18 protein-coding genes and 1 pseudogene are annotated in these 25,972 nt (G+C 55.8%); 10 read left to right on the top strand and 9 right to left on the bottom strand.

Annotation, left to right across the window (positions count from 1 at the left end; all coding sequences use genetic code 11):
- Positions 1 to 572: pseudogene (locus H6G13_RS09470) on the bottom strand (photosystem II q(b) protein); the annotation flags it as partial.
- Positions 573 to 1,124: 552 nt separating this feature from the next.
- Between H6G13_RS09470 and H6G13_RS09465 the strand changes: the two are divergent.
- Entirely contained in the window at positions 1,125 to 2,405 is a 1,281-nt protein-coding gene (locus H6G13_RS09465) for a Caspase domain-containing protein (protein ID WP_190482863.1), read from the top strand.
- Positions 2,406 to 2,441: 36 nt separating this feature from the next.
- Here H6G13_RS09465 and H6G13_RS09460 read toward each other — a convergent pair whose 3' ends face one another.
- Positions 2,442 to 2,831: a cytochrome c gene (locus tag H6G13_RS09460; protein ID WP_190482862.1), complete on the bottom strand. Its 390-nt coding sequence runs from the start codon at positions 2,829 to 2,831 to the stop codon at positions 2,442 to 2,444.
- Positions 2,832 to 3,064: 233 nt separating this feature from the next.
- Here H6G13_RS09460 and petG point away from each other — a divergent pair, with 233 nt between their 5' ends.
- A complete protein-coding gene (petG, locus tag H6G13_RS09455; protein ID WP_190482861.1) occupies positions 3,065 to 3,178 on the top strand; it encodes a cytochrome b6-f complex subunit V in 114 nt (37 codons plus the stop codon).
- Between the two features lie 75 nt (positions 3,179 to 3,253).
- On the opposite strand, the gene H6G13_RS09450 is transcribed toward petG, so the two are convergent.
- Positions 3,254 to 4,528, bottom strand: coding sequence for an FGGY family carbohydrate kinase (locus H6G13_RS09450; RefSeq protein ID WP_190482966.1), 1,275 nt, complete (start codon positions 4,526 to 4,528; stop codon positions 3,254 to 3,256).
- A gap of 99 nt (positions 4,529 to 4,627) precedes the next feature.
- Positions 4,628 to 5,137 carry an allophycocyanin subunit beta gene (gene apcB / locus H6G13_RS09445; protein WP_190482860.1) on the bottom strand — a complete coding sequence of 170 codons (510 nt, stop codon included), beginning with the start codon at positions 5,135 to 5,137 and terminating at the stop codon, positions 4,628 to 4,630.
- Positions 5,138 to 5,869: 732 nt separating this feature from the next.
- Here apcB and glnA point away from each other — a divergent pair.
- The 4 genes from glnA (at position 5,870) to H6G13_RS09425 (ending at position 10,034) form a co-directional block, all read left to right on the top strand.
- Positions 5,870 to 7,288 carry a type I glutamate--ammonia ligase gene (gene glnA / locus H6G13_RS09440; protein ID WP_190482859.1) on the top strand — a complete coding sequence of 473 codons (1,419 nt, stop codon included), beginning with the start codon at positions 5,870 to 5,872 and terminating at the stop codon, positions 7,286 to 7,288.
- Positions 7,289 to 7,471: 183 nt separating this feature from the next.
- On the top strand, positions 7,472 to 8,524 hold the full coding sequence (locus H6G13_RS09435) for a class I SAM-dependent methyltransferase (RefSeq protein WP_190482858.1): 1,053 nt from the start codon (positions 7,472 to 7,474) through the stop codon (positions 8,522 to 8,524).
- A 205-nt stretch (positions 8,525 to 8,729) separates the two neighbouring features.
- Complete coding sequence (locus H6G13_RS09430; RefSeq protein WP_242028201.1) at positions 8,730 to 9,164, top strand: YbjN domain-containing protein; 435 nt, start codon at positions 8,730 to 8,732, stop codon at positions 9,162 to 9,164.
- A 111-nt stretch (positions 9,165 to 9,275) separates the two neighbouring features.
- Positions 9,276 to 10,034 (top strand): lipoate--protein ligase family protein, encoded by a 759-nt coding sequence (locus tag H6G13_RS09425; RefSeq protein ID WP_242028200.1) that lies wholly within the window; start codon positions 9,276 to 9,278, stop codon positions 10,032 to 10,034.
- 31 nt (positions 10,035 to 10,065) lie between these two features.
- On the opposite strand, the gene H6G13_RS09420 is transcribed toward H6G13_RS09425, so the two are convergent.
- Both H6G13_RS09420 and psaK read right to left on the bottom strand, forming a co-directional pair.
- Positions 10,066 to 11,265, bottom strand: a complete 1,200-nt coding sequence (locus tag H6G13_RS09420) for a site-2 protease family protein (protein ID WP_190482856.1) — start codon at positions 11,263 to 11,265, stop codon at positions 10,066 to 10,068.
- Between the two features lie 234 nt (positions 11,266 to 11,499).
- A complete protein-coding gene (gene psaK, locus H6G13_RS09415; protein WP_347277446.1) occupies positions 11,500 to 11,739 on the bottom strand; it encodes a photosystem I reaction center subunit PsaK in 240 nt (79 codons plus the stop codon).
- Between the two features lie 130 nt (positions 11,740 to 11,869).
- Between psaK and H6G13_RS09410 the strand changes: the two genes are divergently transcribed.
- On the top strand, positions 11,870 to 12,520 hold the full coding sequence (locus H6G13_RS09410; RefSeq protein WP_190482854.1) for a phosphoribosylanthranilate isomerase: 651 nt from the start codon (positions 11,870 to 11,872) through the stop codon (positions 12,518 to 12,520).
- A gap of 86 nt (positions 12,521 to 12,606) precedes the next feature.
- On the opposite strand, the gene folE is transcribed toward H6G13_RS09410, so the two are convergent.
- The 3 genes from folE to accA form a co-directional block, all read right to left on the bottom strand.
- Complete coding sequence (gene folE, locus H6G13_RS09405; RefSeq protein ID WP_190482853.1) at positions 12,607 to 13,326, bottom strand: GTP cyclohydrolase I FolE; 720 nt, start codon at positions 13,324 to 13,326, stop codon at positions 12,607 to 12,609.
- Positions 13,327 to 13,407: 81 nt separating this feature from the next.
- Positions 13,408 to 14,133 (bottom strand): SDR family oxidoreductase, encoded by a 726-nt coding sequence (locus H6G13_RS09400; protein ID WP_190482852.1) that lies wholly within the window; start codon positions 14,131 to 14,133, stop codon positions 13,408 to 13,410.
- A 260-nt stretch (positions 14,134 to 14,393) separates the two neighbouring features.
- The gene (gene accA, locus H6G13_RS09395) at positions 14,394 to 15,377 is read right to left on the bottom strand and encodes an acetyl-CoA carboxylase carboxyl transferase subunit alpha (RefSeq protein ID WP_190482851.1); all 984 of its coding nucleotides are present in this window, start codon (positions 15,375 to 15,377) and stop codon (positions 14,394 to 14,396) included.
- Positions 15,378 to 16,013: 636 nt separating this feature from the next.
- Between accA and H6G13_RS09390 the strand changes: the two genes are divergently transcribed.
- From H6G13_RS09390 to H6G13_RS09380, 3 genes are read left to right on the top strand one after another with little or no spacing between them, the layout of a single operon-like run.
- Positions 16,014 to 18,278 carry an AMP-binding protein gene (locus H6G13_RS09390; RefSeq protein WP_190482850.1) on the top strand — a complete coding sequence of 755 codons (2,265 nt, stop codon included), beginning with the start codon at positions 16,014 to 16,016 and terminating at the stop codon, positions 18,276 to 18,278.
- Between the two features lie 19 nt (positions 18,279 to 18,297).
- The gene (locus H6G13_RS09385) at positions 18,298 to 24,762 is read left to right on the top strand and encodes a type I polyketide synthase (protein WP_190482849.1); all 6,465 of its coding nucleotides are present in this window, start codon (positions 18,298 to 18,300) and stop codon (positions 24,760 to 24,762) included.
- Entirely contained in the window at positions 24,759 to 25,691 is a 933-nt protein-coding gene (locus H6G13_RS09380; protein ID WP_190482848.1) for a DUF6208 family protein, read from the top strand. Before H6G13_RS09385 ends, H6G13_RS09380 begins: the two co-directional genes overlap by 4 nt.
- Positions 25,692 to 25,972: the final 281 nt, after the last annotated feature.

The following is a 25,972-nucleotide window of genomic DNA, read 5'->3' as shown; positions in this document are numbered from 1 at the left end:
TTGTGCTCAGCCTGGAACACCAGCATGAAGTTGAAGGTGCCCGAGATGCCCAGAGGCATGCCGTCAGAGAAGGAGCCTTGACCCAGAGGATAGATCAGGAAGACTGCAGAAGCTGCTGCTACAGGAGCAGAGTAAGCAACGCAGATCCAAGGGCGCATGCCGAGGCGGTAGCTCAGTTCCCATTCACGACCCATGTATGCGAATACACCGATCAGGAAGTGGAAGATGACCAGTTGGTAAGGGCCACCGTTGTAGAGCCACTCATCGACAGAAGCTGCTTCCCAGATGGGGTAGAAGTGCAGGCCGATGGCGTTAGAAGAAGGCACAACAGCACCAGAGATGATGTTGTTGCCGTACATCAGAGAACCCGCAACGGGCTCACGGATACCGTCGATGTCAACAGGAGGAGCGGCGATGAAGGCGATTACGAAGCAAGCGGTTGCAGCTAGCAGAGTGGGGATCATCAGTACGCCGAACCAGCCAATGTAGAGGCGGTTGTCGGTGCTGGTCACCCACTGGCAGAACTGCTCCCACAGGTTGGCGCTTTCGCGCCGCTGTAGAGTAGTCGTCATGATGGATAATTCCTTGGTATTTATTAGTTTCAAGGTAAGCGGATGAACTTATGTGCTTCCGCGTAACTGAATATTAAAGCAAAGCATGGAGTTTTGTAAAGCCCAACCTGCTGAAAAGAGTTACCTTTCTCATAATCGGTTAGTTTGGCCCAGGGTGAGGCTAGGGCTTAAAGCCGAGACTGTGAGCATTTTTTAGCGATTGGGACAGCCGGTATAGCTGATTTGGCAGATTTTCCCTCTTCCAAGGAGATTAATGATTATTTCTAGCCTCTAGAGAAAGATTTACGGCCTGAGATATTTTTCCCAGAGCCTGTAACAAACCTGTAACAACCTCTGACACTTGGGCTTGAGGGCACAGATGAGAGGCTGCCCGGTTGGATATGCCCCCCTTGCTACACTAAAAATGAGAGCGCTAGAGGGAAGCGCCAAAACTGAGAGCGCCGCCGAACGTGCAGCGACCGAAGCTCTCAGTAATAAACCTTGATCTGGAGCTTGGCGAATGATGTGCTGGGTGAGGCCGGGTAAGAGAACCCTTGAGTGAGTGAGGTTAGGATGCTGCTAAGGGTTAGCTGGAAAGTTTTTGTCGCAGCATTAGGAACTATTGCGGGCTGCGGCTTTGTGGCGAGCCATTGGCTTGATGCTGCGGGATTACCCGATGAGGCTCGCGAGGGTCACCTAGCCATTGAGCCTGCAGGTGTTTTTGCCGCTTCTCCAGAGACTCGGTTTTTGGTGGTGGCTGGGGGTGGTGCTCCGGCATACAACGAAATCGCGCTCGAAAAAAATGTTCACTACTTCCAGCGGACGTTGACCCAGTTGGGCATTGATCCGGCAGCTGCTAGCGTTTACTTTGCCAATGGTGATGATAGGCAGGCTACAGTTCGCTACCTAGATTTTTTAGGGCGAGAGCAGTTTAAGGTGCCGGAAGTTCCCCATTTGCTGGGGGCAGCTACCTGGGATAACGTCATGGGTTGGTTTGAGGATTTGAGATCACAAGCCTGCCCAACCTTTTTCTATTTCACAGGGCATGGTGCGTTGAACCGAGAAAACCCAGACAACAATGCCATGATTCTCTGGGGTGAAGACTTTTTATCGGTTCAAGAACTGGCCCAGAAGCTAGATACGTTGCCAGCAGACCAGCCCTTTGTCACGATGATGGCCCAGTGCTATGCCGGATCTTTTGCCAACTTGATTTATGAGAATGGTGATTCAGATCGTCCGGTGGCGCTGCAGACCCGCTGTGGGTTCTTTGCCACGGTTAAAACTCGCCCTTCGGTAGGCTGCACGCCGCTGGTGAATGAGTCTGACTATGAAGACTACAGCTCCAGCTTTTTTGCGGGCTTGAGCGGGCGCGATCGCATTGGCGACCCGGTTCCCTCTGCCGACTACGACCAAAACGGCCAAGTGTCCTTTGCCGAAGCCCATGCCTTCTCTAAAGTCGATGCCGTCACGCCGGATCTGCCGATTTCTACGTCAGAAGCTTGGTTACAGCGGCAGGCTTCTGAGGCGCTTGTGCAGCAGGCGATCTCCCGCCCGTTGGCTGACAGTCTACAGACCGCCCGCCCAGAGCAGCGGTTTGTGGTTGAATCGTTAGCGCAGGAATTAGGGTTTGCCTTGAGCCAGTCCTTCAGCCAAAACCAATTGGGCCAGCGAATCAGCGGCAGTGATGATATTCGGCAAGCTTATGCTGAGCGCCTGCGGATGGAGCTAGTGAACGTGGCTGTAGAGGCGCAGATTCGGCAGGTAGAGGTGGATGTAACGGCCACAAACCGGCTTCTAGGAGATGTGACAACTCTAGATAAGCTGCTGACCTGTGAAGCCGGAACCTGGAAATAAGAGACCCGAAATCAAACTTAGAATTGGTGGGGCAAGTTAAAGTCCTTCCAAATACTCCAGCAGATCGGCCATATCTTGAGGATTGGGCTGGAACTGGGGCATGGGAGGCGTTTTGCCACTCGTGACCTGCTTGATTAGGTTGACTTTGGTTTTGTGGTCTGAAACGCCTCGAAGGTCGGGGCCAACTTCCCCACTTGCTTCAAGACCGTGGCAAACAGCACAATTCATTCTAAAAATAGCCTCACCTCGATTGTGGCTTCCCTCAAGCGCCAAAACCTGATGAATATAGGGGTCTGCTGCCTCTAGATAACGGCTCAAAAGAATTGCCGTCAGCACAGCTGCAAATAGCACAACCAGCACCCGGGCCACTTTTTGCAGCAGCACTGTGAGTTCTGAAGGCTGTTCTTCGAAGGTCTCCTGTGTCAAGCCTGAGCCGTTGAGTTACGTTTCGTTATGATTACGCATTTTAAAGAATACCCAGGGGGATTGCTACAGAATCTTAAGGATTCTCAGTTAAGGGGCGGCCCAGGATTTCTGCTGTCACTGGCTTAAAGCCTTAAATAGGCTCCCGAAAGGAGGGCATTTCCCTTTACACTAAAACTGAGAAGCAGCTGAACCAGATGCTAACTGTTGCTAAAGCAATTTAGAGGAGAACTGGCGTGGTAGAACCCTTACTGTCTGGAATTGTGCTAGGTCTGATTCCCATCACTCTGTTGGGCCTGTTTGTGGCGGCCTATCAGCAGTATCGCCGGGGCGATCAGCTCGGCCTTTAGACCAGGCTTAAGCTTTAAGGCACTATTCCGCCACGGTTTAAACCGGGCGGAATTTTTTATTTTTAGGGGTGAGTTTTATGAGGTAGTTCCTCTGAGCTTTTGTAGAGCTAGATGGGCTGATCCAATCGCTGCTTCTGGGTAGCGAGCTGTGCTGACAGGCCGCTGTAGAAGGCGCTGCCGAATAGCGGTCCAAGTAGGGTTTTGGGCCCCGCCTCCGGCTGTATAGACCTGCTGCACAGGGCTGGCCCCTAGATCTTCTAATAGGCGGTAGCCCTGGTGTTCAATTCGGGCCATGCTCTCCAGCAAACCGTGTAAAAACGCCACAGGAGAGTCTGCCGATGGGGTTAGTCGAGGGGGCAGATCTGGATCGTTAACAGGGAACCGTTCACCGGGCTGGAGCAGTGGGTAGTAGTCCAAAGAGCTGGCTCGGTCAGGGTCAATCTGGGTGCTGAGCTGGGTCAATTCTTCACCTGAGAAGAACTGGCGCAGCACTGCTCCCCCCGTATTTGAAGCGCCTCCTACCAGCCACAGATCGCCTAGCCGGTGGCTGTAAACGCCGTAGTGGCTGTCATCAACGCGGGTGGTGCTGAGCAGCTTTAGCACCAGGGTAGACCCCAGCGAGGTGGCGGCATCGCCGGGCTGGCTGGCCCCGCTGGCGAGAAAGGCGGCGATGCTGTCGGTAGTCCCAGCACAGACCTGGCATTGGCTTGGAAAGCCATAGTGGGCAGCAATGTCGGGGGATAGGGGTGCGATCGCATCTCCCGGCTCCCTTACCTCTGGCAGCAGATGGCTGAATTCCAAGTTCAATAACCAGTCAGGGTAGCGCAAGCTGCCCACGTCGTAGCCCAGCTTGAGGGCGTTGTGATAGTCGCTCAGGCCCAACTGCCCATGAAGCAAAAAGCCTAGCCAATCAGCCTGGTGCAGCAAAAAGCGGGCTTGCGACCAGACTTCAGGGGGCAGGGTTTGCTGCCACCAGAGCAGTTTTACCAGGCTGGAGGTGCTGCTGCAAACGGTGTGGCCGGATGGAGCTACCTGGGCCACCTGAGGTACGAGGGAGCGTCCCCGCGCATCGTTGTAGAGTAGGGGCGCGGTTAGGGGCTGTCCTTGGGTATCGCACAGCAGGACTGTGGAAGAGGTGGCATCAATTGCGATCGCACCCACCCGCCGTCGCCACTCAAGGGAGAGCTGGTTCAGTAGGGCAAATAGCGTTTTTCTCCAGCCCTCAGCCAGCTCATCAGCTTGGGTAGAGGGATAGGCGCAGCGAACCTCCTCAACCACCTGATAATCGCTGTCTAGCACAGCAGCCCGGGCTCCAGACGTACCGAAGTCAATTCCCAGTGCCAAATCTATGTTCATTGGCCGTCCTAAATATGCCTAGATACGCAAATGGGGCATCCTCAGATGCCCCACTGGCTACCTTCACCGCAGAAAGCTGTGGTTCGTCGGGTTTTACACGTTTTTCTCAGACAGTTCGCGGGTCATGTAGTCAAAAGGCTGCTCTACAAAGGCCGCATTGGCCACACCAGCCTCCTCGACTTTGGCCTTCACAATCTCCTTCATGATCTGGATACCCATGACGGTAGGGCCGATGGGTACACCGAGGGAGTTGTAGGTCTCCCGCAGGCCGGTGAGCACCCGCTCGTCTAAAACGTCTTGGTCTCCGGCTACTAGGGCGTAGCTGCCATAGCGCAGGTAGTAGTCCATATCGCGCAGGCAGGCTGCGTAGCGGCGAGTGGTGTAGGCATTGCCACCGGCCCGAATCAACTCAGGCACTTGTTCAAACAGCTTAGCCCCGGCTTCTCTGACAATCTGAGCGGCGTTAGCGCTGATAACGGCAGCCGCCTTCACCCGATCTAGACCTGTATCAAAGTAGGACTTGAGGGACTCTAGGGCGCTGCGATCGAGGTAGCGTCCTGTGTTGTCATAGGTTCTGATGAGCGTCGTTACGGCATCCCGCATTGATATAGTCTCCCAACTCTCGTTCAGCAAACAGCAATGATTTTCTTAAAACTGACTAATTAACGGTCGTGTCAACGTTAACAATCCGGGGCTGTCAGCCTGCCCAGCGGGTAGTTCTAGGTTTACCAGGAGTCAGTCTATCACGCTGGATTAGGCGCAAACCGCCTTAGTCCCTGAAGGTAACGGCTTAAATGAGTGGATTGTTACAATCCGAAAATTTTTGCAATAATCCAACCCAAACAAAAAGCTGCGCTCCCCAGTTTAGGATGTCAGCTTGAATGAGTAGGAATACCTGAAAGATATTACCCCTTCTCGCACTTAATGAGGTTTAGCGGCGGCGACCTCAGGTGTAAAGCCTGCGTGGCAAAACCTTTAAAGGCCTGCCTTGAAGCCTGTAATCTTCTGATATCAAGGCTTTTGGAGGACTGACTGGCATACTCGTGAAAAAGTGTGATTTCTGATACAAAACTGGTGTAACCCTATTCCTACCATATGTCAGATGAGTAAATGCCTGGACGTTGATCAGCAAACGGACGGCAGGGCTGGCCTACCAGTCCTGCATCTGCTGCTTTTCGCCCCAGGGTTCGGCGCTATGGGCATGGATTTAGAGACAGGCAACGTCGCAAGTCGCCAGCTGGCTCCTAACCGTCGCACGGCATCCAGGCACCCGTTGAGTCTGAAAATCACGTTTTCTCCTGAATTTTGAACGCTAGAGAGGTTAAGGAGTAATTCATGGCAACCCCAGCAGACATCCTGAAGTGGATTGAGGATGACGGCATTCAGTTAATTGACCTGAAATTTATCGACATGCCCGGTATCTGGCAGCACCTTACCCTGCACAAAAGCCAGATTGACGAGAGCAGCTTTACCGATGGGGTGGCCTTCGACGGCTCTAGCATTCGCGGCTGGAAGGCCATTAATGAGTCGGACATGATGATGGTGCCCGACCCCAACACCGCTTGGCTCGACCCCTTCATGGCGGAACCGACCCTGAGCATGATTTGTACCATCAAAGAGCCCCGTACCGGCGAACTGTATTCCCGCTGCCCGCGTGCGATCGCAACCAAGGCGATCGAATACCTCAAGTCCACCGGTATTGGCGACACCGCCTTCTTTGGTCCTGAGGCTGAGTTCTTCATCTTCGACGACGTACGCTTCGACCAGAACGAGCACTCCGCCTACTACTACGTCGATAGCGTCGAGGGCCGTTGGAACACTGGTCGCGAAGAAGCAGGCGGCAACCTGGGCTACAAACCCCGCTACAAAGAGGGCTACTTCCCTGTCGCCCCCACCGACACCTCGCAGGACATGCGCAGCGAAATGTTGTTGACCATGGCCAAGCTGGGCGTGCCCATCGAAAAGCACCACCACGAGGTGGCTACCGGCGGCCAGTGTGAGCTGGGTATTCGCTTTGGTCGTCTGATCGAAGCCGCCGACTGGCTGATGATCTATAAGTACTGCATCAAGAACGTTGCTAAGAAGTGGGGCAAAACCGTCACCTTCATGCCCAAACCGCTGTTTAACGACAACGGCTCTGGCATGCACACCCACCAGTCCATCTGGAACAATGGTGAGCCCCTCTTTGCTGGAGATCAGTATGCTGGGCTAAGCCAAATGGCCCTGTGGTATATCGGCGGCATCCTCAAGCACGCTCCGGCGCTGCTGGCTCTAACCAACCCCACGACCAACTCCTACAAGCGCTTGGTACCCGGCTTTGAAGCGCCGGTAAACCTGGCCTACTCCCAGGGCAACCGCTCGGCCTCTGTGCGCATTCCGCTGTCTGGCGACAACCCCAAGGCCAAGCGCCTTGAGTTCCGCTGTCCGGATGCCACCTCTAACCCCTATTTGGCCTTTGCAGCGATGCTCTGCGCCGGTATCGACGGCATCAAAAACCAAATCGACCCCGGCGATCCGCTAGATGTAGACATCTATGACCTCAGCCCCGAGGAGCTAGCGAAGATTCCTTCGACCCCCGGCTCGCTGCTGGACGCCCTTAAGGCACTGGAAGCCGACCACAGCTTCTTGACCAGCACGGGTGTCTTCACCGAAGACTTCATTAGCAACTGGATCGAATACAAGCTCGACAACGAAGTCAACCCCATGCGTCTACGGCCCCATCCCTATGAGTTGGCGCTTTACTACGACTGCTAAGGTTCTTTACAAGCTGTAACTTCGGCACTCATAGCCCGCAATAGGGGCCTGTAATAGGGACGTGATGACCACGTCCCTATTTCTGTCTTTTGAGGGACTATGCGAGACCCCAGTTCTGAGAGATTCTCGTTACAATCTTTTACAGAAGGAAAGTTCCTCACCGAATTACATCGATCTGGTCATATGCCCGACACATTGACAAAGCTGGCCTATCAAACTTTCCAGCAGGGAAAAAGCTTCTTTGGGTTGACTCATAAAACTGTGAGCGCTCAGCTTCTACAAATGGTTAGTCCGCCCAAAGCTATCCAATCCAAGCCGCTTGATCCAGACCTGCTGAGGCTGATTTACGGTCGTATGGAGACTCTGCTAGAGACAGACTGGCAGGATGCCGAAGCTGGGGTCTATCCCAAAGATCTCCTGTTTGACAATCCCTGGGACGATTTTTTTCGCTACTACCCGCTCATGTGCCTCGATACGCCCATGATTTGGGATCGGGCCAACAATCGTGAGTACCATCGGTTTGACTCAGATATTGATACATCGGGCTATCCCAAGTACTATCTGCAAAACTTCCACCACCAGACCAACGGTTATCTCAGCGACCTGTCGGCCAATCTGTACGATCTGCAGGTCGAGATTCTCTTTAATGGCACGGCTGACGCTATGCGTCGCCGCATTCTAGCGCCCCTCAAACAGGGACTAATGGCTCTCAGCCCGTCCGGCGGTGGCAAGGTGTTAGACATTGCCTGCGGCACAGGGCGTACCCTGAACATGATCCGCGAAACATTGCCCAAGGCGTCGCTGTATGGGGTTGACCTCTCCCCGGCTTACCTGCGTAAGGCTAACCAAACGCTGTCTCAAAAGCCCAGTGTGCTGCCGCAGCTAGTGCAGGCCAACGCCGAGTCGCTGCCCTTCGTAGACAACTACTTTGAGGCAACAGCGAGCGTCTTCCTATTCCACGAGCTGCCCGCGGCTGCCCGTCAAAACGTCATCAACGAAGCCTTCCGGGTGACTCAGCCAGGAGGCACCTTTGTCATTTGTGACTCCATTCAGGTAAGCGATTCGCCGGAGCTGAAGGTGACGATGGAAAACTTCCCCTCCCTGTTCCATGAACCCTACTACCGGCATTATGTGACGGACGACCTGAATGTACGCCTGAGCGAAGCGGGGTTTGAGGCAGTCACAAACCAGGTTCACTTTATGAGTAAGTACTGGATCTGTCGTAAGCCTGCCTAGGCAAGGAAACTTGTTGGGGAAGCTGTAGAGCATCGGCACTAGGAAACTCTAGCCGCAAAAAAATATCTACAGACCCCCAGGCAAAAACGCTATCTAGCGATACAGTTGGCTTAGGTCATGCCTTTGGGTGACTGCTTCTTGCTGTTTGCCTGTGTAGGATGTGGCTTAAGCCAACTTACGCGATGGAACTACGCTGATCATGTTGATGGAAGAAATTTCTGAGGCTGATACTGCCAACCATATCGATGTTATCGAGACTGTTATTTCTAGTCTCGACCAGGACAATAGCGCTCTGGTCAGCCATACGGAAGACGGCCACCTCTGGAAGTTTAAGTACGGCAGCGTAGAGGTTTATGTCCAGCTAACCGGCACTGAGGAAACCGACACGCTCACTGTGTGGTCTCCAGTCTTGTCTTTACCTGCCCGAGAAGAAACTCGGCTCATGCGGCACCTGCTTGAGATGAATTGCGGAGAAACCTTTGAAGCCTGTTTCGGTATTTTGGGTGAGCAGGTAGTGGTGCTGTCTAGCCGTATTTTGCAGGGGATTACTCCGGCTGAAATTTCTCGCCTCATGACGATTGTCGCAACGATTGCCGACGATAACGATGAGGCTTTGGCTGAAGAGTATGGTGCTGTTTAAGGGGTCAATCGAGCAGAGCATGGCTTTCTAGCAATCCCCTCTGCCCTCTGAAAAGGGGGTTGAAAAATCCCTCTTTTCCTGCGCTGAAGCTGCATACCTGAAGGATTGGCGTTGACCGAGCCTTGGCGTTTTATTCCCCCTATGGCGGCTCCTGGAGCCGTGCAGATGGCTGTCGACCGCTGGCTGCTGCATCAGCACCAGCAAGGCCAATCTCCTCCTGTTTTGCGGTTTTATACCTGGTCTCCGGCGGCAATTTCCCTGGGCTATCATCAGCGGCGCTGGCCCCAGTCGTGGCGCAACCTAGTTTGGCAGGGGCAGCCGGTAGACCTCGTGCGGCGACCCAGTGGTGGACGGGCTGTACTCCACGCAGGGGACTTGACCTATGCCCTGGTGGCTTCTGGCTTTAAAGGAGAACGTCTGCAGGTGTACCGACAGGTCTGTCAGTTTTTGGTGGAGGGGCTAGAGGCTTTGGGTGTGCGGCTTGTGTTGGGGGCAGCAGGGCGGGGCTACATTCACAATCCCAGCTGCTTTGGCACTGCAACGGGAGCTGATTTAGTTGGGGCGGCAGATCCAGCCCAGAAGATAATAGGCAGTGCTCAGTTCTGGAGTGCCGGTTATCTTTTACAGCACGGCTCAATTCGGCTTTCTGCTGATAGTGAGCTATATCGAGAGGTCTTTGGGGAACCGGGAAATTCGGTCTGTCCATTGCCGCAAGCGTTGGCGGAACTGCCTGAAGAAATCCGAATTCAGCGGCTGATCGCGGAGCTAAAATCAGCCGCTGAACGCTGTTTTAATACCTGTTTCGACGTGGCAGCGTTGACGGAAGCAGAGGTAGAGGCGGCAGTAGAGGCGTTTTCTTTGCCGGTTTAGACGGTTCTCCTAACCAGCCCCCTTTAGAACCTTACTCTAGAGCAGCCTTGGCAATGGCCGGAATTTGCAGGCCCGGCGGATACTTGCCCTCTTCCTTGATGTTCTGAATCACGCTCTCTGAGATGGCAAATCCAAGTTGCCCGGCCAGTGCCCGGACGACGTCTCCTCGATCCACAACGCCAGCAACAGCGTCGGCTGGTGTGAGCACGGTAATGCGCGGCAGCAGGTTAGTTTCTAGAGCGTTGATCACGTCAGGCAGGGGAGTCTGCTCACGCACTGAGGGAATCTCTAGCAAGGGATGGGCAATGCTGTGTAGTGTGCGGGTTTCCCACTCGCTGCGTTCAATCTCGCGCAGGTCGTCTGCTGCTACTAGACCTCGGTAGCGACCGTCGGAGGCGGCGAAATACACAGGAGTGCGTTTTTCTTGAAGCACGTAGTCGTCGGCAAATTGGCGTAGGGTAATGTTGGCATCAACCACCCGAAACTCTCTCCCCATCGCATCGGCAGCGGTGAGGGAAGCCATTGCCTCCTGCAGGTCGGTGACCCGGTTATAGGTGGCCGCATTGCGGAGGGCAAACCAGCCAATTGCGGCAATCCACAGGCCAAACCAGATTTGGTATACCAGGGCGGCAAACAGCCCCAGGGAAATCGCCAGCCAGCCTAGCAACTGCCCAGAACGAGCGGCCCAGCGGATTCCTTTGGTGCGGCTGTTGGTAATCTTCCAGACCAGCGCTTTGAGCACCTGACCGCCATCTAGGGGCAGTCCTGGAATTAGATTAAATAGGGTTAGCACCAGGTTAATCTGAGCCACATTGGTAGCAACCACCTGGGCTGGTTCTGGCAAGGCGGGCAGGGTGCCTAGGGCAGACAGCAACAGGTACAGGCCAAAGCTGACTAGAGGGCCTGCGATCGCAACTTGAAATGCTTCTCCCGGCGTTTTAGACTCCTGCTCAATGGCGGCAATTCCCCCAAAGAGAAAGAGGGTAATCGAGTTGACCTGAATGCCCTGCTTCTTGGCAGCTAGGCTATGGCCTAATTCATGCAGCAGCACCGAGCTAAACAGCAGCAGGGCCAGCAGCAGGCCCATGCCCCAAGCTAAAGTGCCCCAAGCGCTCTGCCACACAGGGTCAACTCCATAGGAATAGGTCACCAATAGGAGAATGACCAACCAGGAGGTGTCGATGAAAAAGGGAATGCCAAACAGGGAGCCAACGCGCCAACCCGATTGCATAGGCTGAAATCCTGAATTCGTTGATGGGGTTGCTTAGGAGTGGTGTGACCAGCGCCCTCACAGCCCTAGCCCCATTCTAACGGTGGGCTAAGAGAGGCTACTTTGGGGATAACCTCACCTAAAAAAAGGAGGTGCCGCAGAGGTACCTCCCTGGAGCAGGTTCGGCTTGGAGTGTGAAGGATGAGCTTGAAATGACTGCCTGAAGCCGCTTTTGAGGACTACAGTGCTCAGGAGCTACAGCAAACCAGCGTTGCCCATGCCCAAAATCATACCGGCCCCTAAAATGTGGCCAAAGCTCGCGATGGCCAGCAGTTCGGGCACACCAAATCCTTCAAACAGCATGGGCATTTGAAACGGGAGAGCAGGCCCGGCTCCCGGTTTTCTAATCGCATATTTGCCGATTGCTAAAACAAATAAGTTACAGGCAATCATGACAATGGCGACCTTGGGTGACCACTGAGGTGTGGTGGGCACAGATTGAGCCAGTAAAATAGCAAAAGTTAACAAAGTCTAATCCCCCCGCAAATAATATCGATATTTGCTAAACACTAAGGATTATAAAGAGCCGTAGAATCAATCTTGCGAACTGTTTAATAGAGTTAACATGCGGGTTAAGATTTGCGGCATTACTCAGGCAGACCAGGCGGTTGCGATCGCACATTTGGGCGCTACAGCCCTTGGTTTCATTTGTGTTCCGGCCTCGCCCCGCTACATTACCCCAGAACACATTGGCAATATTGGAGAAGCGCTTAAAGATACGATTCAGCGCTCTCTAGAAACGGTCGGAGTCTTCGCAGATGCTGACCTCAAGACATTAGAAACCACCGTTAAAACGGGCCAACTTAGCAGCATTCAACTTCACGGCAATGAGTCTCCCGAACTATGCCAGCTGATTCGGCAGCAGCTGCCCGGCATCGCCATTATTAAAGCGCTGAGAATTCGATCTGCTCAAGACTTAATTCAGGCAGTTCGCTTTGAGCCTGAGGTCGATGGCCTGCTGCTCGATGCCTACCACCCCCAGCTCCTCGGCGGTACGGGCAAGACCCTTGATTGGGCCTCCCTGCAATCCTTCCATCCGGCCTGTCCTTGGCTGCTAGCGGGTGGACTAACGCCTGACAATGTTGTTGATGCCCTAACTCAGCTCTCTCCCGACGGCATTGACCTCTCCAGCGGCGTGGAAGTTTCTCCTGGCGTCAAAGACCTAGACCAGGTTAAGCGGCTGTTTGAGCGGCTGCGGCCGTGGTTGGAAGAATAGTCCCAAAAAAAATAGAGACGCGATTGATCGCGTCTCTATACACTTAAAACGGAACACCTAAAACGGATTAGGCTACCAAATTGGTTTTAGAAGAATGAGGGCTGGTGGCGAATCAGGCTCAAGAACTCTTCACGGGTTTTGGAGTCATCCTGGAAAGAGCCCAACATAGCGCTGGTCACCGTCCATGAACCAGGCTTTTGCACGCCGCGCATGACCATACACATGTGGCTGGCTTCTACCACCACTGCCACTCCCTGAGGCTCTAGAATCTCCTGAATCGCCTCAGCCACCTGACGGGTTAGCCGCTCCTGCACCTGCAGACGACGGGAGTACATCTCCACAATGCGGGCGAGCTTGCTTAGGCCCACCACCTTCTGATTGGGAATGTAGGCAACGTGGGCGCGGCCCATAAACGGCAGCATGTGGTGCTCGCACAGGCTAAACAGGTTAATGTCTCGCACCAGCACCATCTCGTTATGACCTTCGTCAAAAATGGCCCCGTTCAGCAAATCGTCGAGTGACTGCTGATAACCGCTGGTGAGAAAGCGCATAGCTTCCGCAACCCGCTTAGGAGTTTTGAGCAGCCCCTCCCGCTCTGGGTCTTCCCCGACTGATCGCAGAATGGTGTGGACGGCGTCCTGCATATCGTCCTGAGACGTTTCGGGGATAGGATAGGGGTAGGCCTCGTGACCGTGGCTGGTGGTCCGATCAGGGCGAACTACCGGCTGAACCTCTTTGGCACCGCTGCTGCCTAGAGGAGTTGCGGTTGGATTGCCGTTGAAGCCATTTGATGACGCAATAGTCATAGTGATTCTTTGTAACTCCAAATAAACACAAGAAAGTCAAGCCATCATTTGTGACTGACGATACCCTGGCGGCAGCTTGACCTAAAAGGCTCCACCGCTGGGCATGAGTGTCAGGTCCTCAATGACGGCATACTCGGGCAGGACAACGGTATTCAAGATGGTTTGGGCCACCACCTCCGGCGTGAGCATGCGCGAGCGATCGAAATCTGCCTGCACGGTGGCGGTATCCCAAATAGCCGTATTCACGGCCCCTGGAGAAACAGTCACAACTCGGATCCCATGTGCGCGCTCTTCAACGGCCAAAACGCGGGACAAGGACATCAGACCGGCTTTGCTGACGCTGTAAGCGCCCCAATCCGGGAAAGCAGACTTCCCAGCAATCGAGGCAATGTTAACAATGGTGCCCCGGTGCTGCTGCCGCATATCAGGTAAAACGGCCTGAATGCACTGAAAGATGCTGGTTAAGTTGAGCCCTATGACCTGCTGCCAGTCAGCTAGGGACATAGTTGCCAGCGAGCCTGTGTAGCCCATACCGGCGCAGTTAACCAACACGTCGACGGTCCCGAAATCTGCCAACACCTGATGAATCTCAGCAGAAACGTGGTCCACATCTGCCAGATCAACTGCATAGGCTTTGGCCTTAATGCCGGTATCTGCTAGTTCGGCAACGACGGCCTGTAGCTTCTCTAGGGAGCGGCTGACCAGCGCTACGTCAAAGCCTGACTTTGCAAATGCGATCGCAGTAGCCCTGCCGATACCGCTACTAGCGCCCGTAATCAGAGCGCGGTGGGGGGTACTGGGATTCATCCAATTGTCCAAATCAACACACCGTTTGTGGGGAAAGCGGCAACGGTACGGACTCAGGAAACCTAGAGCCAGGAGATCTCAATGGAGAACATGACTCAACTGCAGCCCTGATCGCCGCTTGCTATGGAATATGTTAACAAACGTTACGAGAATATTAGAAGCTTTTGTCTGATTCCCGAAGTTCGGTCTCCTCGCTAGAATACTCCGTCTTGGAACCCAAAGAGATTAACGGCCGCTTAAAACGGGCACCAGTCGGGGCGCTAGCCCACGGTTTCAGAGAAAACGCCAATTTGCCGAAACTTCTCATAGCGAAGACGCTGGAGCTCCTGCGGTGACAGCTTAGACAGATCCTCTAGGTGCCGCAGCAAGGCGTCTTTGAGAATGGTTGCTGCTTTAAGCGGATCGGCATGAGCACCGCCGACCGGCTCTGGCAGCAGGTCGTCTAAAATGCCCAGATTTTTCAGATCCCAGGCCGTAATTTTGAGTGCTTCAGCTGCCTGAGCGGCACGAGAGGCATCTTTCCAGAGAATTGCGGCACAGGCTTCGGGGCTAGCCACCGTGTAGACCGAGTGCTCAAACATAATCAGCCGGTCCCCCACACCAATCCCCAAGGCTCCTCCAGAACCGCCCTCTCCAATGACAGTGCACAAAATAGGCACCTCCAGGGCAAACATTTCCCGTAGGTTGTAGGCGATTGCTTCTCCCTGGCCCATCTCCTCAGCTTCGTAGCCAGGGTAGGCTCCTGGCGTATCAATAAACGTGATAATCGGCATTTTGAAGCGGTTGGCGTGCTCCATCAGCCGCATCGCTTTGCGGTAACCCCCAGGGGAAGCCATGCCAAAATTGCGAACCACGTTGTCTTTAGTGTCTCGGCCCTTTTGGTGCCCTAGCATAACTACTGGACGGCCCTGCAATCGAGCTACGCCGCCGACTAGAGCCGGATCGTCTTTGCCGGTGCGCCGATCGCCATGCAGTTCGATCCATTCGTCGGTCATCGCCTGAATGTAGTCCAGGGTACTAGGACGGCGAGGGTGGCGGGCGACCTGTAGGCGCTGGGCCGGGGTGAGGCTGGTGAAAATTTCCTGCCGCAGCTGATTGGCGCGCGACTCTAGTTTGCGAATTTCGGCTGAAACATCAACTTCGTTCTCCTCAGCCAGATCCCGGATTTGGGCAATTCGGGCCTCTAGCTCAGCCAGCGGTTTCTCAAAATCCAGCAGAATGGGTCGTCGCTCAGTTGTTGCCATGCCTCAACCATCAGTAATCACTGGGAAAGCCCGAAACACCAGTTCATCTAGTTCACTGCATCACTTGCGCCCCTGGTGAGATGCTAGTTTACCACTTCTGGAATTCCCCCTGTTGGTATAGGCAAAAACTCTTGCTGGTGAGGAGTAATAGATCTACATCTAACCTAATGCTCAAAATGCCCGCTATTCTCGGCTGTGTCTAAAATTGCTCGATGTCAGGTGGCGTTAGGGTTCCATTTAGAACGAGCGGCTTCTGACCTTGGCTTCGCCCGCTGACAGAATCTCCTATGGCTGCCAGCACTGGGCTCAATCTCGCCCTTTATACTGAAAAACAACTTATCGCGCTTCTATAGACTGAGGTATTTGAGGCAGTTCAGCCTTAAATCTAGGACAATAGGATCTAGGATTATTCTGAATTTCGGGCTGTTGTTTGACCTGAGGCTGGAACTGAGTTGCTTGGAATGGGTCGTGGATATATTTAAGGCGTTTTGCAGAGTGCAGACTTGTGGCAGGTCGTTGGGCTAAATCAGCCTGGTCAACGGTTTTGCTTGGAAGACTGCTGCGGCCCAAGGGTCGCAACTGTAGAGTGAGTTTTAGAAAGAAAGCACTAAATCAAGGTTATAGAGAAGCGTGTCCATGAGTAGAGGCCCGGCTAAGATATCTCCTGAGCTAACCACTTTCGTCGATCTGCTGCACTGGCGAGCCCAAGAGCAACCTAATCAAATAGCCTATCGGTTTTTGCCGGAGGGGGTGGTTGGCGATGAGGTGCTCATGACCTATCGCGATCTTGACTGCCGGGCTAGGGCGATCGCAACTCTGCTAAACGAACTCCAGTGCCAGGGGCAGCGGGTGGTGCTGCTGTATCCGGCGGGGCTAGACTATGTGGCGGCTTTCTTTGGCTGCCTGTATGCAGGTGCGATCGCAGTGCCGGCCTATCCGCCCCGACCCAACCGCTCGCTGCAGCGGATCCAGGCCATCATCCAAGATTCAGGCGCGACGGTGGCCCTTACCCAAGAAGCTGTGCTTTCTAAGCTAGAGCAGCGGTTTGCTGAGTGCCCAGAGTTGCGATCGCTCTACTGGCTCAGCACCGATGCTCTAAATGAGCAGCTATCAGATGCCTGGCAGCGACCCGGCATCGGGGCAGAGAGTTTGGCCCTGCTGCAGTACACCTCAGGTTCAACAGCCGCGCCCAAGGGCGTCATGATCAGCCACGACAACCTGCTGCACAACTCCAGCCTGATCAATGAGTTCTTTCAAGATACTCCCGCCAGTTCGGGCGTCTCATGGCTGCCGCCTTACCACGATATGGGGCTGGTGGGAGGGCTATTGCAGCCGCTCTATGTCGGTGCTCCGATGACGCTCATGCCCCCGGTGGCTTTTCTGCAAAAGCCCATTCGCTGGCTACAGGCTATCTCCCACTACGGGGTGACCACCAGCGGCGGCCCCAATTTTGCCTATGACCTCTGTGTGCGTAAAACCACGCCCGATCAGTGGCAAGATCTAGACCTGTCGAGCTGGACCTTGGCCTTTAGCGGCGCAGAGCCGATTCTCCACGAAACTCTGCAGCGGTTTGTCGAAACTTTTGGTAATTTTGGCTTTCGCTGGGAGTCGTTTTACCCCTGCTACGGCATGGCCGAAACCACACTGATGGTGACTGGTACTGAGAAAGGGCAGCCGCCGCAGGTGCGCCAAGCTGACGCCAAAGCCCTGCAGCTCAACCAGGTGAAGCCACCGCAGGAAAACCATGAGGTGCGATGGCTGGTAGGCTGCGGCCAGCCAGCCAGCCCAGAGCAGGTGCAGATCGTCGAACCGCAAACCCGGCAGCCCTGCCCGGAAGACATGATTGGAGAAATCTGGGTCACCCATTCTCGCAGTACCGCTCAGGGTTACTGGAAGCGACCGGATACAACCGAGTACAGCTTCGCGGCAGAACTGGTGGAGGGCGGCACAGGGCCTTTCCTGCGAACGGGCGATCTAGGCTTTTTACACCAAGGACAGCTCTATGTCACTGGTCGGCTCAAGGATCTCATTATTATCCGGGGCCGCAACCACTATCCCCAAGACATTGAAGCAACAGTAGAAGCGGCCCACCCAGCTCTACGAGCGGGCGCTGGGGCCGCTTTTTCGGTCGATTTAGGCAATGCGGAGCAGCTAGTGGTTGTGCAGGAACTTGAGCGCAGTCAGCTGCGTAAGGCCGATCATGAGGCCGTCTGTAGTGCTATCCGCCGCAGTGTGGCCGAGCAGCATGAGCTGCAGGTGTCGGCCATTGTGCTGCTCAAGACCACCAGTTTGCCCAAGACCTCTAGCGGTAAGATTCAGCGCTTTCTCTGTCGCAGCGGCTTTTTGGACCGACAGCTCGATGCGGTCTATACCTGGGAATCGGAGACGCTCTCTAGCCTATCGTTTGAGGAGTCGGAAGGCGTCCTTGAGGAGCCTGAGGAGCGGCAGGCGAGTAGTGCGGTGTTTAAGGAGCGGCTTGCAGATGCGATCGCATCGCCGTCCCCCGGCCCGGTGGTCAAAGCCGCCACCCTCTCTAGTGCTGAGGACATTCAGCGTTGGATGGTGCGCTGGCTGGCTCAGGCTCTACAAACTCCTGAAGCCACTATTGATGTCCGGCGGCCCTTTGCCGAGTATGGCTTGGACTCTGTCACTGCAGTGGAGTTGGCAGATGCTCTAGAAACTGCTCTGGGCCTCACCCTGGAGCCAACTCTAGCCTACGAATACCCCACCATTGAAGCCCTGGCTCGCCACTTGGCCCGCCAGGAAACGCCCGCAACTGCGTCTGTTGTGACTGAATCGGCTCCTGAGATGGGGGACATTGAGGTCGATCAGCTCGTCAGAGAATTAGAAATGCTGTCAGACGCAGAAATTCAAGCGCTGCTGGGCCAGCAAAATAACTAGTAAAGCTAGGAGCTAACCTGTGGAGGATCTCGCGCGGCGAATTGCCAATCTTTCGCCAGAGAAGCGGCTGCTATTAGAAATAGAGCTGCAAAAGAAGAAAGGTTTGCCCGAACCCATTGCGATTGTGGGTCTGGGCTGCCGTTTGCCGGGTGCAGAGAATCCTCGGGCGTTTTGGCAGCTGCTGTGCGAAGGCCACGATGCGGTGCGGGAAGTGCCCCCCGACCGGTGGGATGTCGAGACTTTCTACGATGAAGATCCAGCAGCACCGGGCAAAAGCTATTGCCGCTGGGGTGGCTTTTTAGACCAGGTAGATCAGTTCGACCCTGAGTTTTTTGGCATCGCTCCCCGCGAAGTGCCCTACATCGATCCGCAGCAGCGCCTGTTTCTAGAGGTTGTCTGGGAGGCTCTGGAAGATGCTGGGATTGTCCCGCAGCAGCTAGGCGGCAGCCAGACCGGTGTGTTTGCCGGATCTTCTACCCTAGACTACGGTCAGCTGCTGCTGCACGGCTCTCAGACCATCGGCACCTACACGACCACTGGTCTGGCCTCGACCATGCTGGCCAATCGGGTGTCTTACCTGCTCAACCTGCGCGGGCCTAGCCTCAGCATTGATACGGCCTGTTCTTCTTCCCTAGTAGCGGCTCATCTGGCCTGTCAGAGCCTGTGGCGGCGAGAAACGGACCTGGCCCTAGCAGGGGGCGTCAATCTGATTTTGACGCCAGCGCTGACGGTAGGCTTTAGCAAGCTGACGGCTCTTTCCCCCGACGGTCACTGCAAGGCGTTTGATGCTTCGGCCAACGGCTTTGTGCGATCAGAAGGGGTGGGCGTAGTGGTCCTGAAGCGGCTGTCTCAGGCGTTGGCCGACGGCGATCGCATCTATGCCCTGATCCGAGGCAGTGCTGTCAACCAGGATGGCCGCACCAACGGCCTCACTGCGCCCAATCGCGAAGCCCAAGAGGCGGTGCTGCGGCAGGCCTATCAGCAGGCAGGCGTGGCGTTGCGTCAGGTAGAGTACATCGAAGCCCACGGCACCGGCACCCTGCTCGGTGACCCCATTGAAGCCAAAGCTCTGGGCAATGTCTTTCAGTCTGAACGGTCTTTGCAAAACCCGGTGCGAATTGGCTCGCTCAAGAGCAACATTGGTCACACAGAGGCGGCTGCCGGGGTTGCCAGCCTAATCAAAGTTGCCCTCTGCCTGAAGCGCCGCACCCTGGTGCCCAGCATTCACTTCCATACCCCCAATCCCTACATTCCCTTTGATCGGCTGCCGCTCCGAGTGCAGCAGGTTCAGGAACCCTGGACCGACTCAGGCCAGCTGCCGGTGGCCGGGGTTAGCTCCTTTAGCTTTGGCGGCTCCAATGCCCATATGGTGCTCCAGGCGGTGCCAGACATTAAGCCGGTAGCTGCCCAGCCAGAGCGGCCCCGCCATCTGCTGACGCTGTCTGCACCGACCGCCGTTGCCCTGCGCGATCAGGCTCATCAATTCAGTGCTTTTCTCAAGACGGCCGATGCGGCTGACTTGGCCTCTATCTGCTACACAGCCAACGTGGGCAGAACGGCGTTTTCTCACCGGCTTGCGATCGCAGGCACCAGCCCTACCCAGTTAGCCGATCAGCTAGCCCCCCTCGCCGCCGGAGACTCCCTAACCACGGGGCACCTAGGCCAGGCCTCTGAGGCGACGGCACCGGAAGTCGTGTTTCTCTTTACCGGGCAAGGGTCGCAGTACTGGGCGATGGGGCGACAGCTCTACGAAACTCAGCCTGACTTTCGCGCTGCCCTGGAGCGCTGCGACGAGCTGCTGCGGCCCTATCTCAGTCGATCTCTGCTGGCCGTGCTGTTTGAGGCAGACGACGGAGATTTGAGCCAGACCCAGTACACCCAGCCCGCGCTGTTTGCCATTGAATATGCCCTGGCCCAGCTCTGGCGCACCTGGGGGGTAGAACCTGCGGCCGTATTGGGGCACAGCGTCGGTGAGTATGTCGCGGCCTGCATCGCTGGCGTATTTAGCTTGGAGGACGGGCTGCGGCTGATCGCCCAGCGAGGCAAGCTGATGCAGTCTCTGCCCGCAGGCGGCGGCATGGCCGCGATCTTTGCTGATGAAGCCACCGTAGCAAAAGCGATCGCACCGTTTGCCGACACAGTCTCCCTAGCCACTCTCAACGGCCCTGAAAATACCGTCATTGCCGGAGTTAAAGCGGACGTGCAGCAGGTGCTAATTCAGCTGCGGGAGCGGGGCATTGGCAGCCGCTCCTTGGATGTGTCCCACGCTTTTCACTCACCCCTGATGGATCCGGTGCTGAATCTGTTTGAGCACACGGCCCGGCGCGTTCCCTGTCAGCCTGCTCAAATTCCCTTAGTGTCGAACCTGACCGGGCAATTTTTAGCAGCGGGAGAAGTGCTAGATGGAGCCTACTGGCGACGTCAGGCGCGGGAGCCAGTGCGGTTTGGCGATGCGATCGCAACCCTGCAGCAGGCGGGCTACCGAGTCTTTCTGGAAATTGGCCCGCAGCCTATCCTGAGCGCTATGGGCAAACGCTGCATCGCCGATCCGGCAATGCAGTGGCTACCCTCTCTCCGCAAAGGCACCGATGAGTGGGAAACGCTGCTGGCTAGCCTGGGTTGTCTCTACTGCGAGGGCGTCAAGATCAGCTGGGCCGGTTTTGATCAGCCTTACCAGCGGCGCAAGCTCTCCCTGCCTACCTATCCCTTCCAGCGGCAGCGCTACTGGATTGACTTGCCTGTGGCTCTGCCCCCGACAACCGAGCTACCTGCGGCTCAAGTTAGAACAGTCCCTGAGCAATCTTTTGCTCAGAATGCCTACCAGCTGGCCTGGCAACCTCAACCCCTAGTAACCTCTGCAAACCCAGCGATCAGCGGGCGATGGCTGATATTCTCTGACCCTAATGGTTTAGGCGAGGCCCTAGCAGCCCAAATTCAGGCTGCCGGTGGCCAGGCCATTCAGATTAGGCCAGGGGACGGCTTCTGCAGGCTGGCCACCGACCAGTTTCAGCTCTCGCCCACCCAGCCTAAGGACTACTCGCAACTCTTCCAGAGCCTATCTGCCGATGCTGATGCGCCCTGGAGCGGCGCTCTCTACCTATGGGGTTTGGCCAACACATCAGATCGTGCCAACCCAGCAGACCACAGCGCCAGTCTGGCGCTGCTGACGCTACTGCAGCACCTATTGACAGGTTCGTGGCAACCCCTGCCTCAGCTCTGGCTAGTTACCCAATCGGCTCAGGCCGTCACCCAGCAAACTGACTTGACCCATCCCAGCCAAGCCGCTCTTTGGGGCTTGGGGCGCACCCTGCGAATAGAGCATCCTGAACTGTGGGGTGGGCTAGTCGATCTAGATGCAGATGCCCTAGACAGTCCAGCGCAGTCTGCCCAAGTGCTAGTGCAGCATCTGCTTGCCCAGGATGGGGAGGACGAAGCTGCTTTTCGCCAAGGGCAGCGGCACGTCGCTCGGCTAGAAACCGTGACCTTACCTGAGGCTTCTGCCCCACTCTCGGTCCACGGCGAAGGAACCTACCTGATTACCGGGGGAACCGGAGCTTTGGGCCTGATAGTAGCTCGCTGGCTGGTCGCTCAGGGGGCACGCTCCCTGGTTCTAGTTAGCCGTAGCGGAGTCTCAGCCCAGCATCAGCCCGAACTAGAAGCTCTGCGACAGACCGGGACTGCGGTATGGGTTGAACAAGCAGATGTCGCCAAGGCGGCCCCACTGGAGGCGCTGCTCCAGCGAGTGCGACAGCAGCTTCCACCCCTGCGAGGCGTGCTCCACGCAGCAGGCACCCTGGCCGATAGCACGCTGCTAAATCTCACTGCCGTTCAGTTTACTAAAGTGATGACGGCCAAAGTAGAGGGAGCCTGGAATCTCCATCAAGCTACCCTGGCAGATGCGCTTGACTGGTTTGTCAGTTTCTCTTCCATTGCCTCCCTGCTCGGTTCGCCAGGGCAAGGAAACTATGCTGCCGCTAATGCCGTTTTAGATGCGCTGGCCCACTACCGACAGCAGCAGGGCTTGCCCGCTCAAAGTCTTAGCTGGGGCCCTTGGGCTGGTGCAGGTATGGCTGCTGGCGAAGACGCCGGAACAGAAAGCCTACGCGGCCTGCAAAAGCTCTCCTCAGAGCGGGGGCTGGCCCTGCTGCGCCAAGCGCTAACGGCACCCCAACCCCATTTAGGACTAGCAGCGATTGACTGGGCTGCGATCGCACAAAGCTCACCCTTTGATCTGCCTCCTCTGCTCAGCCGAGTGCTTGAGAAACAGGCCCAGCCAGCGGCCCCGACCGCAGCAAGTGCCAGCCCAGCAGTCCCCAAACAGCCAGAGCTGCTTGCCCACCTACTGACGCTGCCCACCCCGGACAGAGAAGCCGAACTGACTACCTACCTGCAGCGAGAGGTGGGCCAGGTTTTGGGCTTGCAGGGCACAGCCCCGGTAGATCGACCCCTGCTGGATCTAGGTATCGACTCCTTAATGACAGTGGACTTGCTAAATCTCTGCAAGCGAGATTTGAAAATTACCCTGTACCCCCGCGAAGTCTTTGCCCACCCAACAATCCAAGCCCTAGCCCAGTACATGGCTAAGGAATTGGTGCGATCGCACCCCACCCCCACTCCTCTAACCCTCCACCCCTCTACCCCTCCACCCTCCGACCCCCTCCCCGAAGGCTTCTGGACCAGCCATGCCCTTCCAGAAGCCCCCCCCCAGCGCAACCGCAGCATGGTCTTTTTGCTCTCCAGCCCCCGCTCCGGCTCTACCCTGCTGCGCGTGATGCTGGCGGGTCATCCCCAGCTGTTCTGCCCGCCCGAACTGCATTTACTGCCCTTTGATACATTGGGCGATCGCCATGCAGCTCTAGGCGGTAGCTATCTGGAGGAAGGACTGCAGCGGGCACTCATGGAGCTAATGCAGCTAGATGCCGATGCCACTCAAAGCCTAGTGAGTGAGTGGATGGAGCACAACGCCCCGGTTCAAGCTATCTATGACAAGCTGCAGCAGCTAGCCGGAGATCGTCTCTTGGTGGACAAGTCGCCCACCTACAGCCTCAGCCTAGCAACCCTGCAGCGGTCTGAACTGCTGTTTGAAAATGCTAGATTCATTCATCTGGTGCGGCATCCTTACGCGGTAATCGACTCCTTTGTAAAGAATCGGATGCACAAAATCTTTAACCTGGAGCCGGAAAACCCGTATCAGCTGGCCGAACAGGTCTGGGACGTTAGCAATCGCAACATTCAAACCTTCCTGCAGCAGGTCGATCCACAGCGGCAGCAGGTGTTGCGTTACGAAGACCTAGTCACCGACCCAGAAACCGCTATGCGGCAGCTCTGTGCGTTCTTAGAGCTACCCTTTGATCCGGCTGTGCTCACGCCTTACGAAGGCCAGCGCATGACTGATGGTGTTCGCGCTAACTCAATGGCGGTTGATGACCCTAACTTCCGGCAGCGCCGCCGAATTGAGGCCAATCTAGCAGAGGCGTGGCGAGCGGTCGAGCTGCCCTTGACTCTGACTGCACCGACCCAGGCCCTATCTGCCGACTTTGGCTACGAGCTGCCGCGAGAATCTACAGCGGCTACTACACCTCGCCCAGAGCTGCCTCAAGTTGGTGAACCGCTAGCCACAATGCGCGAGGAAACAATCACGCTACGCGGGCTGCAGACCGGCCTCTGCACTTGGGGGCTATCAGCAGGGCAGTTAATTCTCTGTCTGCACGGCATTTTAGACCAGGGGGCAGCGTGGGATGCGATTGCATCTCCCCTGGCCGACCGAGGCTACCGCATTATTGCTCCTGACCTGCGTGGGCATGGCCGCTCCAGCCATGTTGGCCTCGACAGCAGCTACCAGTTCCTCGACTTCCTGGGCGATATCGATGCTCTGCTGCGGGATCTGCCGGAGACGCCCTTGGTTTTGGTGGGTCACTCGATGGGGGCAGTGCTGGCAGCGACCCTGGCCAGCCTCCGGCCTGAACGCTTCCAGCAGCTAATGCTAATTGAACCAGTTGTGCCCGGTACAGGTGCGGCTGAATCGGTGGCTAGTCAGCTAACGGCGCACTTGGGTTACCTGGCTCAGGCTCCCACCCATCCCACCTTCCCCGATCTGGCTGCGGCTGCGGCCCGGCTGCGGCAGTTTAACTCGGCTCTGCCCGAAGCCGCCGCTCTAAAGCTGGCAGAGCGGCTGATCGAACCCCATGCAGAGGGCGTTCGCTGGCGCTGGGATGCTCGCCTGCAGACCCGCACCAGTCTTGGCATCGGCGGTGCCTTCAGCCGCCAGCAGTACGAACAGCTGCTGCAGCAAATCCAGATGCCGACTCTTCTGGTCTACGGCAGCCACAGCCAGTTCAACCGGCCTGAAGATCTGGCCCTGCAACAAGAAGCGCTGCCCCAAGCTCAGCGGATTATGCTAGAGGGCGGCCACAATCTGCCTGCTGAAGTGCCCGGCCAAATCGCGGCACTGATGCTGAATCAACTCTCAGGAAATCATTCATGAAGCAGGGATTTGAACTCGAAGCGCTGTGGGAAGTCCCTCTAGGGGTGTTGTCTTACCTGTTTTCTCGGGTTGTTAAGTGGACATTGACTTTCGTCAGCCGCTACTACAACCCAGCTAGCCAGCGCTCCCAGCCAGAGTGGCAGGTGGTGTCTGCGGAGTTTCTCAAGGGGCCAGTCAAGCTGCTGTGGACCATGAGCCGAGCCCGCTGGAACCTGCACTCGCTGATTGCGATCGCAGGCCCCTTCAGCGTCAGCAGCTCCCTGTCTCTAGACTTGACCGCTCTCAATCGCTCGGCCAAGTCTTGGACAGCGGTAGTCTATACCCTCCAGGGCTACAAAACTATCACCAGCGTCAGCTCCCTCAGCATCCCTACCGATCGCGACTGGCAGAGTATTGAGCTGCCCCCAGGTCGCTATCTGGTTGGTGTTCGCCATTATCAGTGGAGTGACCCCATTCAGCTGCCCGCGATTCAGGTTGATGACCAGCCAGCCTTGGCCGCTCAACCGCTGACGGCTCCTGCTAACTTCAACCAGTTCTACCGAAACCTAGTTCACCGTCGGGGCTGGCTTTACACCTGGCTGAACTTCTATGTCTATCCCCTGCTGCGCTACCGCCGTTGGCTCCCCTCAGCCTTCGTCAAGCAGACCTTTCTTCCAGTGCCCAACCCCGAGACGCAGTTCTACTACGGTGCCTTAAATACAGACGAAGCGGTCAGACTAGAGGTTCCCCCAGATCTGCTCAACACCCACAGCCTTTTCTTGAGCCTCTACACCAGAGACTGCTTTCCCTTGGACTGGTACCCCGTCACCCAGACGCAGCACACCACTCAAGCCATGACAGAAAAGGGAGCATATATTCTACGGGTTCACCCCAAAGATGTCTTGTCCCTAACTAGGGATATTTCAGAAATTCATGTAAGTATCACGTAGAGAGCTACGATCGCTCCTTCAACCCACGAAATCTTGATAAAAAATGCTCCTCCAACTCCCTTCTGAGATGCTTGGAGGACTATTTTTTGAGGGGCGAAAATCTACCTCAATGCGCTTTTTACAGGGTTTTCACATAGAGAGAGGCTTTGTTTATCGTGACCTCACAACCCGTTCTGAAATTCCTGTTACGCTCAGCATAAGACAGGAAACAATAAACAACGTCTTCCAGTCTTGGATATGTTCCCTGTTGTTTAATTGACTTTTGTGACTGATTCCCATAG

Origin of the sequence: Pseudanabaena sp. FACHB-2040, assembly GCF_014696715.1 — a bacterium.
Lineage (GTDB): Bacteria > Cyanobacteriota > Cyanobacteriia > Phormidesmidales > Phormidesmidaceae > JACVSF01.
Note: the sequence above shows the minus strand (reverse complement) of the source record. Positions and strands in the feature narration are given on the sequence as shown.